Source organism: Janthinobacterium psychrotolerans, assembly GCF_001677885.1.
Lineage (GTDB): Bacteria > Pseudomonadota > Gammaproteobacteria > Burkholderiales > Burkholderiaceae_D > Janthinobacterium > Janthinobacterium psychrotolerans.
Window position 1 is genome coordinate 37,732 of sequence record NZ_LOCQ01000050.1, and the last position, 11,849, is coordinate 49,580.

Annotated in this window: 6 protein-coding genes; 2 read left to right on the forward strand and 4 right to left on the reverse strand. The window is 61.3% G+C overall.

Going from position 1 to position 11,849, the window contains the following annotated elements:
* Positions 1 to 92: 92 nt before the first annotated feature.
* The 4 genes from ASR47_RS08440 to ASR47_RS08455 are packed head-to-tail and all read right to left on the reverse strand — an operon-like array spanning position 93 to position 5,708.
* Positions 93 to 1,784, reverse strand: coding sequence for an ABC transporter ATP-binding protein (locus ASR47_RS08440; RefSeq protein ID WP_065307327.1), 1,692 nt, complete (start codon positions 1,782 to 1,784; stop codon positions 93 to 95).
* 8 nt (positions 1,785 to 1,792) lie between these two features.
* Positions 1,793 to 2,905 carry an ABC transporter permease gene (locus tag ASR47_RS08445; RefSeq protein ID WP_065307328.1) on the reverse strand — a complete coding sequence of 371 codons (1,113 nt, stop codon included), beginning with the start codon at positions 2,903 to 2,905 and terminating at the stop codon, positions 1,793 to 1,795.
* Positions 2,906 to 2,914: 9 nt separating this feature from the next.
* Positions 2,915 to 3,853, reverse strand: coding sequence for an ABC transporter permease (locus tag ASR47_RS08450; RefSeq protein ID WP_065307329.1), 939 nt, complete (start codon positions 3,851 to 3,853; stop codon positions 2,915 to 2,917).
* A 28-nt stretch (positions 3,854 to 3,881) separates the two neighbouring features.
* A complete protein-coding gene (locus ASR47_RS08455) occupies positions 3,882 to 5,708 on the reverse strand; it encodes an ABC transporter substrate-binding protein (protein ID WP_065307330.1) in 1,827 nt (608 codons plus the stop codon).
* Positions 5,709 to 6,033: 325 nt separating this feature from the next.
* Between ASR47_RS08455 and ASR47_RS08460 the strand changes: the two genes are divergently transcribed.
* A complete protein-coding gene (locus ASR47_RS08460; protein ID WP_065307331.1) occupies positions 6,034 to 8,703 on the forward strand; it encodes a TonB-dependent receptor in 2,670 nt (889 codons plus the stop codon).
* 337 nt (positions 8,704 to 9,040) lie between these two features.
* Positions 9,041 to 11,845, forward strand: a complete 2,805-nt coding sequence (locus ASR47_RS08465; protein WP_065307332.1) for a TonB-dependent receptor — start codon at positions 9,041 to 9,043, stop codon at positions 11,843 to 11,845.
* Positions 11,846 to 11,849: the final 4 nt, after the last annotated feature.

Sequence of the window (11,849 nt, forward strand, 5' to 3'; positions counted from 1 at the left end):
GAAGAGAGTTGTGGCTAAGAAGCGGAACTGTACTTTAGTACAGTGAGCATCGCAGGCCGCAAATCTCGACGCGCAGCAGGTTTTGTGCGGCGTTAAATTTGTACACCTCTCGGTATGGCGCTGAGCAAGGTGCGGGTATAGGGATGGACCGGATTGCGGTACAACTCGTCCGAATCGGCCAGTTCCACCACTTTGCCCTGATGCATCACCATTACCTGGTCGGCGATATATTTCACCACCGACAAGTCGTGCGAAATGAAAATATACGACAGGCCGAATTCATCCTGCAGGTCCTGCAGCAGGTTCAGCACCTGCGCCTGCACCGACACGTCGAGCGCCGACACCGATTCGTCGCAGACGAGGATTTCCGGCTGCATCGTCAGGCAGCGCGCAATCGCGATGCGCTGGCGCTGGCCGCCCGAGAACTCGTGCGGATAGCGGTGGAAAGCCTGTTCCGGCAAGCCGACTTTATCGAGCAGCCAGTAGGCCTTGGCGATGCGCTCCTGGTCATTCGCACCGATGGTGTGGATGCGCATCGGTTCGAGCAAAATCTGGCCCACCGTAAAGCGCGGGTTGAGCGAGGCATACGGGTTCTGGAAGATGATCTGGATGCGGCGTTTGTACGGCAAATATTCCTTGTTCGGCATGGCGATCAGGTCCTTGCCGTGGAACATGGCGGTGCCGCCGGTGGCCTGGTGCAAGCGCAGCAGGGTCAGGCCGACGGTGGTCTTGCCCGAGCCGGACTCGCCCACCACGCCCAGCGTCTTGCCGCGTGGCAGGGTGAACGACACATCCTTGACAGCCTGGAACTCGCGCTTGCCGAACAGGCCTTCGCGCATATAGAAGCTCTTGCTCAGGTTCTTGACCACCAGCACCGGTTCGTCACCGGGCGTGTAGCCGCGCGAGCGTTGTTTGATTTCCACACCGGGGCCGGCCTTGCCTTCCATATAGTCGGCAATCACGGGCAGGCGCCACGGGCGTTCGTCCAGCGACGGCCGGCAATGCAGCAGCGCCCTGGTGTAGGCATCTTTGGGTGTCTCGAATACCTGGCGCACTTCGCCCGTCTCGCGCACTTCGCCGTGGCGCATGACGATCACGTGGTCGGCGATTTCGCCCACCAGGCCCAGGTCGTGGGTAATGAACAGCACCGACATCTGATGTTTCTTTTGCAGCGCGGCGATCAGGTCCATGATCTGCTTCTGGATCGTCACATCGAGCGCCGTGGTCGGCTCGTCGGCGATCAGCAGTTTTGGCTCGCAGGCGATCGCCATGGCGATCATCACCCTCTGCTGCTGGCCGCCCGACATCTGGCTCGGATAGGCATCGATCTTGTTGGCGGGGTCGGGAATGCCGACCTCGTCGAGCAACTCCAGGGTGCGCGCGCGCGCCTGCTTGCGGTTCATGCCCATGTGCTGGCGCAGCACTTCGGCGATCTGGAAGCCGACCGTAAACACCGGGTTCAACGACGACATCGGCTCCTGGAAGATCATCGAGATATCCTTGCCGCACATCTCGCGCCGCTCGGCGATCGACAATGTGAGCAAGTCGCGCCCGCCAAAGAAAATACCCGATTGCGGGTCGATGATGGTGTTGTCTGGCGGCAGCAGGCCCATCACGGCCAGCGAGCTGACCGACTTGCCGCTGCCCGATTCGCCCACCAGCGCCACCGTGCTGTTGCGCGGCACATTGAACGAAATGCCCTTGACGGCTTCAAAGGTGGTTTTCTTGTCGAGGCGGAAGGTGACGCGCAGGTCGCGCACTTCCAACAGATTGTTCTGGTCCATGGGCAGTCCTATTTCACTTTGGGGTCGAGCGCATCGCGCAAGGCATCGGTAAACAGCGAGAACGCCGTCACCAGCACGGCCATCGCCGTGGCGGCGGCCGTCAATTGCCACCATTTGCCCAGGATCAGTTCGTTTTGTGCCTCGTTCAGCATGCTGCCCCACGAGACGGTGCCGACCGGCACGCCAAAGCCGAGGAAACTCAAAATCACTTCGGCCTTGATGAAGCCCACCACCAGGATCGACATCTGCACCAGCGCCACGTGGCTGACGTTGGGGAAGATATGCGAGAACATCTTGCGCCAGTGCGAAGCGCCGATGGCGTCGGCCGCCATCACGTATTCGCGCGCCTTGTGCTTGATGTATTCGGCGCGGATCAGGCGATACGGCCCGGTCCAGCCGGTCAGGCCCAGGATCAGCACGATGGTCAGCACACCTTTTTGTTGCAGCACGGCGGCCACCGTCAAGATCATCAGGATCGACGGAATCGAGGTGAAGATGCTGTAGAACCAGTTGAAGAAATCGTCGACCAGGCCGCCGAAGTAGCCGGACACGGCGCCAAAGATGGTACCCAGCACGACCGCCAGCAAGGCCGCCACCAGCCCCACCACGATCGACGTTTCGCCGCCCTTGATGGTTTTTTGCAGCACATCGTGGCCCCATTTGTCGGCGCCGAACGGCAAGGTGGTCGCCTTGTGGGCAATCACTTTTTTGGTCTTGCCCATGCTGCCGCGCAAGGCGGTGATATCGTCGGCCAGCGGGTCCGTCACGCCGTACATCTCGACGCCGGCCGATGGATTGCTGCCCATCTGGGCGCGCAGTTCGGCGATATCGCCGGCCAAAGGGTCGAGCACGTTGACGGGCGTCGGCAGGCTGCGCTCGTCGGTCACGGGAATGGCGCCATCGATGCCGGCGGCGACCGGGTCGGCGCCGGCAAAGGTCGGCGGCGCATAGCTGACGGCCACTTCATCTTCCCAGTTCGCACCGACCAGGCCGCCGGCTGAAGCGAGCACCAGCAGGAAAAACGCGCCGACCACGGCCAGCGATACCATGGCGATTTTGTCGCCGCGCAAACGGCGCCACGCCAGGGCCCACAGGCCCGGCGATGTATGAGGTTTCGACATCGTCACTTTCTACTTCAGTTGGACACGTGGATCGACCGCCTGGTACATCAGGTCGGTCAGCAGGTTGAAGAGCATGGTGGCGGCGGCGACATAGACGGTGATCGCCTTGATCACCGGAAAATCGCTGCGTTCGACGGCCAAAATGACTTCACGCCCGATGCCGGGAATGCCGAAAAAGCGTTCCAGCAAAAAGGCCCCGATCAGCAGCGCCGGCAGGTTGGACATCACGTAGGTAATGATGGGAATGGCGGCATTGCGCAGCACGTGAACCCACATGATGCGCCCTTCCTTGAGCCCTTTGGCGCGCGCCGTGCGCACATAGTCCTGGTTCGCCTCATCGAGCACGAAGGTGCGGAACAGGCGCAGGGTCGGCGCGATCGATACGGCCAGGCCGATCAGAATCGGCAAGGTCGAATAGCGCAGCAGGTTTTCCCAGAAGCTGTCGCCCCAGCCCTGCACCGGGAACAGGCCCAGTTTGTAGGCGAAGCCATACTGGAACACGATGATGTAGACCAGGATGGAAATCGACATGCCAACCGTGCAGGCGATCATCACGGCGCGGTCCGTCAGCGAGCCGCGCACGAAGGCGATGGCCAGCGCCAGCGCCACGCCGAAAAACGTTTCCAGCACGGTCAGGGGAATCAGCACCATCAGCGACGGCCCCAGGCGCGAAGTGATGATATGCGAGACGCTCTCGCCGGTGGCCCAGCTCTGGCCGAAGTCGAACGTGACGATCTGCTTGATGAAGATCCACAGCTGCACGTAATACGGCTGGTCGACGCCAAGCTGGCGGCGGATATTGGCGATGCTTTCGGCACTGGACATCTTGCCGGCGAGGATGTACGCCGGATCGCCGCCGACCCAGTTGAACAATATAAATACCAGCAGCACCACGCCCAGCATGGTTGGCAGCATCTGCCACAGGCGGCGCAGGATATAAGCAAACATCATGATTCCTTGTTGTTATAAGCCGCGTTTATTTGGTCGCTGGCGCCGGCGCGACTGGCGCGCCGTTGCTGTCGATATTCATGAAAGCCCATTCCTGGAACAGGATCGGATGCTTCTTGTAGCCCAGCACCGATTTTTGCGCCAGCATATTGCGGTAGCGCGCGTAGCCGATCAGGGCGCCGGCATTGACCTCCAGGCGGCGCGCCATTTTATGGTACAGCTCGTCGCGCTCGGGGCTGGCCGGCATGGCCTGGCTGGCGGCATACCACTTGTCGTATTCCGGGTCCTGGTAGCAGCCGTTGTTGTTCTGGTGCGTGTTCGGGCCGTAGAACAGCTGCATGAAATTGTCGCCGTCCGGGTAGTCGGCCAGCCAGGGCGCGGTGCGCGTCTGCATCTTGCACTGCTTTTCCGTCTTCAAGATATCGGAAAAGATCATGCGGTCGTTTTCCATGCGGATGCCCAGCGAGTTATACGTCTTGCGCCACATTTCGGCCTGCAGCACGCCATTGGCTTCGTTGCGCGAGGCGTAGCGGATCAGCAGCGGCTTGCCGTCCGGCAGGGTGCGCCAGCCGTCGGCGCCCTTTTTGTAGCCGAACTTGTCGAGCAGTTTGTTGGCCAGCACCGGATCGTATTGCAGCAGGCTCTTGTAATGGGGATCGTAGCCGACCACGCCCGGCGGTATCGGATAGTCGAGGCGCTTGGCCTGGCCGTTCCAGATAATGCGGATTTCTTCATCGATATTGTGCGCCATGGCAATCGCGCGGCGCAGGGCGATCTTTTCCTTGCTGAAGCCACCGAGCACCGGGTCTTCCATATTCCAGTAGTAATAGCTGATCTCCGGGTCCAGCAGGCGCGACAACTGCACGCCCTTCTCGGCCAGCTCGGGGCGCAGCTTGCCATTGAGCAGCGCTTTCGGCGCCAGTGGGCCGTCGAGCCAGAATACGTCGGTGCCGCCGCTCTGGAACGACAGCCAGCGCGACTGGTCTTCGATCATCACGGTGATTTCGATGCGGTCAATCGCGGGGATAGCCTTGCCCTGCATCTGGCGCACGATGCGCTGGTCGTCGGGATCGTCGCCAGCCAGGAAGTTCCAGGTCTCGGGCAGGTGCTGCGGGTTTTTATTGAGGACGATGCGGTTGCCGCGCGTCCATTCACCGAGGGTGTAGTAGCCGGTGCCGACCGGGTTCGAACCGACTTCGCCCTTCACGTCGCCGTATTTTTCCACCACTTCGCGCGCTACGGCGGCGGTCGGCACATAGGCCAGGATCATGGGAAAGTTGAAATCGGTCTTGGTCAGGGTGATGCGCAAGGTGTAGGGATCGAGGATTTCCAGCCCCGCCACCTTCTTGCTGTAGTCGAACTTGTTGGTCCTGGCCGCCTCTTTGGCCAGGTCGTCGAGGCCGACGACCTTGCCTTCGAACAGCCAGCTGTGCGGCGAGGCCAGGCGCGGGTCGAACAGGCGCTTCCACGAATAGACATAGTCGGCCATGGTCAGTTCGCGCCGCTTGCCGCCGAACGCGGCGTCGGGCGTGTACAGGATGCCTTTTTTCAGGCGGATGGTATAGGTCTTGCCGTCGCTCGATACTTCCGGCATGGCGGCAGCCGCTTGCGGCACCACCTTGACGGGGCGCGCCAGATAGTCGTAGGTGTACAGGGTGTCGAACACGGCTTGCGTGATGTGGTTCGAATACAGGTCGCGCGCGGTGGCCGGATCAAACCCGGTCTCGGCGGCCGGCAGGATGTAGCGCAGCGTCTTGGCCGGCTTGGCGGCCGCTGGCGCGTCGGCGGCGGCCAGCAGCGGCAGCGAACTCAGGCAGGCGAGCAGCGCCAGGCGCCGCATCCATGGTGACTTCATGTAATACCCTTCATCTCGATTATCTGTCGCACCGCATTGGTGCGCTTGTACTGGCTTCGCCCTGGGATACAGGAGTCCACCGCCAAAACCAGTCCATCCTCGCAAGATCTGTGCCTTGTTTGCGGCTGTCGCAGCCGCCAGATAACTGGCGGAAAAACGCGTAACGATAACGCATATTTTGCCGCCTGGGCAGAAAGCTGTATTTGCAACACACCGTACCGACTTGGCCCCCGACTGTCCGGGCCTTTGCGCCAACTCAAATCGTTAACCAATTGCAACTGCTAAAACTGCTGGCTGGTCCCTCAACTTTTCCAGGAGAGCAAGCATGCCGATCACCCCACACGCCGTTCCACCGCTGCGCCTGCTGTGCGCCTCCTTGCTGGCCGCCTGGCTGCCGGCAGCGCTGGCGCAAACGGCCGACGACCCATCCGCGCCGACGATGCAGCGGGTGGAAGTGACGGGTTCCTCGATCAAGCGGCTGGTGTCGGAAACGGCCACACCGCTGTCGATCTTCAAGGCCGACGATTTCGCCCGGCAAGGCCTGTCGACCGCGCAGGAGGTGCTGAGCAAGATACCGTCGAACGCGTCGAGCATGGGCAGCGGCAACGCCGTCGGCGGCAATACCAGCGGCTTGCCCACCGGCGGCCAGGCCAGCGCCGACCTGCGCGGCCTGGGCGGCGACAAGACGCTGGTACTGCTCAATGGCCGGCGCATCGCCAACCATCCGTATGACGGCGCCAGCGTCGACCTGAACATCATTCCCCTGGCCGCGCTCGACCGGGTCGAGGTGTTGCGCGACGGCGCCTCGGCCATCTATGGCACCGACGCCATCGGCGGCGTGATCAACTTCATCACCAAGCGCTCCGTCAACACCACCAATATCACGGCCGAAGTGGTGGCACCGCAGCACCGCGGCGCCGACGAGCAGCGGCTCAACCTGTCGTCGGGCGTGGGCCAGCTCAATAGCGACGGCTACAATCTGTTTGGCGTCATCGACTATCACCAGCAGGACGTATTGACCTCGCAGGAGCGGGCCTTTTCCAGCACCGGCATCGTGCCCGGCCGCGGCCTGTCGGTCACCAGCGGCACCACCTTTCCCGGCAATTATTTTGATGCGGCCGCCAACGGCGGCGCCGGCCTGGCCGGCAACCCGTACGCGGCCGGCGGCTGTTTGCCGCCGCTGTCGGTGGCCGCCGCCAACGGCACCTGCCGCCAGGATTACACGCGCCAGATCGACGACCTGCCGGCGCAGCGGCAACTGGCGCTGTTCGGCAAGGGCAGCGTCAAGCTGGGAGGCGGCCACCTGGCGACGTTTGAATATCTGCATTCGGAAAACAAGGTCAAGGCGCGCACGGCGCCGCCACCGCAAATCGGCCTGGTGCTGCCGGCCAGCAGTCCCTGGTATCCGGGCAATGCGGGCGGCGTGCCGGCCCAGGCCGGTCTGTCGGGCCAGCCCTTGAGCGTGAACTGGCGCCCGGTGGAAGCGGGCCAGCGCCAGATCGACTCGCGCGGCAAGGCCGACCGGCTGGTGCTGGCGCTCGAAGGCGTGCTGGCGGGCTGGGATTACCAGGGTGCCGTGAGCCGCGCCGTCAGCCGCTCGTCGGAAGACTTTACGGGCGGCTATGTGCAGGACGCGTCGTTCGCCGCCGGCGTGCTGAACGGCATATTGAATCCGTTTGGCGAGCAGAATGCGGCCGGCAAGGCCTATCTGGCCAGCACCGCCTTGCGCGGCGAAGTGCAGAACGCCAGGGTCACCACCACCGGCCTGGACGTCAAAGCCAGCCGCGAGCTGATGCAGCTGGCCGGCGGCCCGCTGGCGCTGGCGCTGGGTGCGGAATTGCGGCGCGAAAAGGCGCAGTTCAATGTCGACCGCGAAATCGCCGGCCAGGCCAGCAGTTCCGGGCTGTCCGGTTCGCTTTCAAAAGATGGCGCGCGCGATATCGAAGCCGTGTTCGGCGAACTGAACCTGCCTTTGATCAAAAACCTGGAAGTGCAGCTGGCCGCCCGCTTCGACCACTACAGTGACGTCGGCAGCACCACCAATCCGAAACTGGGCCTGCGCTACCAGGCCAGCGACCGGCTGGTGCTGCGCGGCTCGGCCAGCACCGGGTTTCGCGCCCCCACCCTGTTCGAAAAGAATGCGCCGCCGTCGCGCAACGACACCAACGACACCTATGACGACCCGATCCTGTGTCCGGGCGGCGTGCCGCAGCCGGGCGCCAACCCCCTGCGCGACTGCGACTTGCAGCAGTACAAGCTGCAAGGAGGCAATGAAAACCTGCGGCCGGAGAAATCGAGGACGGTGGCCTTCGGCGTCGTGTTCGAGCCCGTGCGCGAGCTCACCGTCGCACTCGACTACTGGAATATCCATTTGAAAGACAAGATCGCGTCCTTGCCCGAGCAGGCCATCTTCGGCAACTATGAAAAATACAAGGCGCTGTTCCTGCGCAATCCGGACGGCTCGCCGAACGCCATCCTCGACCTGAACGACAACCTCGGCAAGGTCAAGACGGATGGCGTCGATGTCAGTGTCAACGCCCGCCTGTGGCGCGGCGCGTACGGCGAAGTGAGCCTGGCGGTCGACGGCACCTGGATCCATAAATATGATTACCAGAACGAGCGCGATGGCGAATTCATCCACAACGTGGGCCGCTATGCGGACAACAACCCGGTATTTCGCTGGAAACACACGGCCACCGTCAACTGGCGTTACGGCGCCTGGGGCGCGACCGTGACGCAGGCGTACAAGTCCGGCTATACCGACCAGAACAGCGTCGATGAAGCATATCGCCACGACGTGTCGTCGTACAGCCTGATCAATGTGTCGGGCAGTTATGCGCGCCAGGGCTGGCTGCTGACGGCCGGCGTGAAAAACCTGTTCGACCGCGAACCGCCCTTCTCGAACCAGGGCACGCTGTTCCAGAAGGGCTATGACCCGCGCTACACGGACCCGGTCGGCCGCGCCTGGTACTTGCGCGGCAGCTATACGTTTTAAGGGAAGCGGGACGGGATAAACACGGAGAGACTGAACAACAGGACGGCGCCGGCAGCGATGCTGGCCGCCGTTTTATTTTACGCCGCTGAGCACGCCTGACAAGCGAACTCGATACTTTATTGCTGAAGCAATGCAAAACTAACAAAAAAATGTTGCGTTTCGTCCAAAAAGTCGACGCGAATTTGACAATTGATTGTATGAATGTTTTGATGACGAGCCTGAGAAATCTCCGAATTTTCATTGGCCTAATTGAATTCAAGCAAATTAATTATCAATGGGCAACAAGTTATCTCAAAATAATTGCCGCATTTATTACAAAAACAAGGAATTTACGATAATGGTTGAAAATGTAATGTCGCGCACCGTGCGCCTCATGTTTGCTGGCAGCATTGCCCTCGGCATGCACGCCGCCTATGCGCAAGAAACAACAGAAGCGCCGATGCAGCGCGTGGAAGTGACCGGTTCGAGCATCAAGCGTATCGCTTCCGAAGCGTCGCTGCCGGTACAGTCGTTCAATCAGAAAGACATCAAGAAATCCGGCGTCACCACCGTAACCGATTTCATCCAGCAAATTCCAGCCATGCAAGGCTTTTCCGTGGCGGCCGATTCGGTCGGCGGCGGCGGCGGCGGCGTGACCACGGCCTCGCTGCACGATATCGGTGCTGCCTACACCCTGGTGCTGCTCAATGGCCGCCGTCTGGCGCCGTCGAACTCGGGCACCACCATCGATCTGAATTCGATTCCACTGGCCGCCATCGAACGCGTTGAAGTGCTGACCGACGGCGCCTCGGCCCTGTACGGCGCCGACGCGATTGCCGGCGTGATCAACTTCATCCTGAAAAAAGGCGCGGCGCCACTGGAACTGAACGCCAAGTATTCGCGTCCTGAAGAAAAAGGCGGCGCCAGCAACTCGTTCTCGATCAGCAAGGGCTTCGGCGATATCGACGACGATGGCTACAGCATCTTTGTGTCGGCCAGCCATGACGAACAAAAAGCGCTGAAAGCATCGCAGCGCAGCTTCGCACGCAGCGGCATCATCAATTTCAACGATCCAAAAACCGGCCAGGCGCTGCAGTTCATCAACGGCTCGTCGCGTTCGGCCCCGGCCAACGCCTCGCTGACCTACAAGCCTGGCTACGACGCCTCTGGCGCACCAAGCAAGCTCAATCCATACGCTTTGGCCAATGGTGGCAAATGCGCCGCCAGCAATATGGACTTCTATGGCGATGGCAACTGCTACTTCGATTCGCCATCGACGATCGAAATCAATCCTGAATCGAAACGCGACTCGCTGTTCAGCTCGGGTTCCATGAAACTGGGCAAGACCGGCTGGCAGGGTTTCTATGACCTGGCCTACACGGAAGCAAAAATCGTTTCAAGCATCGCACCCTACCCGGCCGACTTTTCGATCGCCAAAGGCTCGGCGCTGTACAACAAGTACATTTCGCCCAACCTGACGGCCGACCAGAACGCGAACGTCGATTCGGTTGCCGCTACCTACCGCCTGTCCGAAATGGGCAACCGCACCTACGATTACGGCACCAAGGCGACCCACCTTGTCGGCGGCGTGGAAGGCAGCGCATTCGGCTGGGACATCAATTCCGCCGTGACCTACTCGAAAAACAAGCAGACGCAGAAATACGTCAGCGGTTTCCCTTTGGCCAACCAGTTCAACGCGCAGGTCGACGCCGGCAATATCGATCCGTTCGCCTATCCGGTTGGCAGCATGCCTGACGCCATGCGCCAGGCACTGCTGGGTACCGGTTTCAGCGGCACCTACAACACGCAGACGGTGGAAATGAAGGGCATCGATGGCCGCGCATCGCGCGACGTGTTCAAGCTGCCAGGCGGCACGGCCATGCTGGGCGTGGGTGCCGACTACCGCAACACCTCGTACAAGGTGCGCCAGGCTGATGTGGCAAAAGAAGCGCAGATCCTGTTTGACAACCCGCAAGTCGACAGCGATTACTCGCGCGACAACGCCGGCGCCTATGCCGAGTTGATGATGCCTGTCACCAAGAAACTGGAACTGACCGGTTCGGTCCGCTACGACCAGATCAGCGCCATCGACAACAAACTGACCGGTGTCAAGGTCGGCAAGACGGAAGACGCTGCCACCTGGAAAATCAGCGGCAAATATTCGGCTACCCGCAACCTGATGTTCCGCGCCGCCGCCGGTACGGGCTTCCGCGCCGCCAGCATGCAGGAAATCGCCGGTCCGCTGGAAGACTGGGGCGTCACCGGTGGTAACTACCAGTGCCCGCTGACAGCGGCCAACGGCATGGCCGGCCATCCGCTGGCCGCCTACTGCAACAACGTGGGACGCCAGCAATTTGAAGCCTTCCAGGGCGGCAATCCTGACCTGAAGCCGGAAAAATCGAAGCAGTGGAGCATCGGCACCGTATTCGAACCGTTCGACAGCCTGTCGATGTCGTTCGACCTGTGGAACGTGGAAATCCGCGACCAGGTGACCTCGGTATCCGAAGGCCTGATCTTTGCCGATCCGGCCAAGTACGCTTCGCTGTTCACCACCAAGCACATCAGCTCGACGGGCCGCGACGTGCTGGCCATCAAACTGCTGCCAATTAACATCGGCAAGGTGGAAAACCGTGGTATCGACTACGACTTCACCCACAAGATGAAGTTGCTGGACGGCCGCCTGACCAGCCGCCTGTCGGGGACCTACCTGCTGCGTTCGCGCTACACCACGCCAGGCACCGATGACCAGTGGGAAACCAGCCTGAACCGTTACGGCTCGAACGACAAGGTCAGCTTCCGCAACATCATCAAAGCGACGACCTCGTATGAAACCGCGAAGTTCACGCATACCCTGAGCGCGAGCTACCGCAACGGCTACACCGACGTCAATCAAAGCGCGGATGATTGCGCCGTGATCGTCGCCGGCCAGCCAGGCGCCTGCTATGGCGTGCAACTGGAAGTACCGAGCTACACGACGTTCGACCTGCAAAGCGCTTACCGTCCGGTCAGCAATGTGGAAATCACGGCCGGCATCCTGAACATGTTCGACCGCAATCCACCGTTCACGCTGCGCAATACGGGTTCGCACCAGGTTGGCTACAACCCGGCGTACTCGAGCGCCCTGGGCCGCCAGTTCTACCTGAGCGGTTCCTACAAGTTCTAAGCTT

Excerpts from the sequence above, each read along its gene's own strand:
- ASR47_RS08460 (WP_065307331.1), top strand. The coding sequence starts at position 6,034 with ATGCCGATCACCCCACACGCCGTTCCACCGCTGCGCCTGCTGTGCGCC.
- ASR47_RS08440 (WP_065307327.1), bottom strand. The coding sequence starts at position 1,784 with ATGGACCAGAACAATCTGTTGGAAGTGCGCGACCTGCGCGTCACCTTC.
- ASR47_RS08450 (WP_065307329.1), bottom strand. The coding sequence starts at position 3,853 with ATGTTTGCTTATATCCTGCGCCGCCTGTGGCAGATGCTGCCAACCATG.
- ASR47_RS08445 (WP_065307328.1), bottom strand. The coding sequence starts at position 2,905 with ATGTCGAAACCTCATACATCGCCGGGCCTGTGGGCCCTGGCGTGGCGC.
- ASR47_RS08465 (WP_065307332.1), top strand. The coding sequence starts at position 9,041 with ATGGTTGAAAATGTAATGTCGCGCACCGTGCGCCTCATGTTTGCTGGC.
- ASR47_RS08455 (WP_065307330.1), bottom strand. The coding sequence starts at position 5,708 with ATGAAGTCACCATGGATGCGGCGCCTGGCGCTGCTCGCCTGCCTGAGT.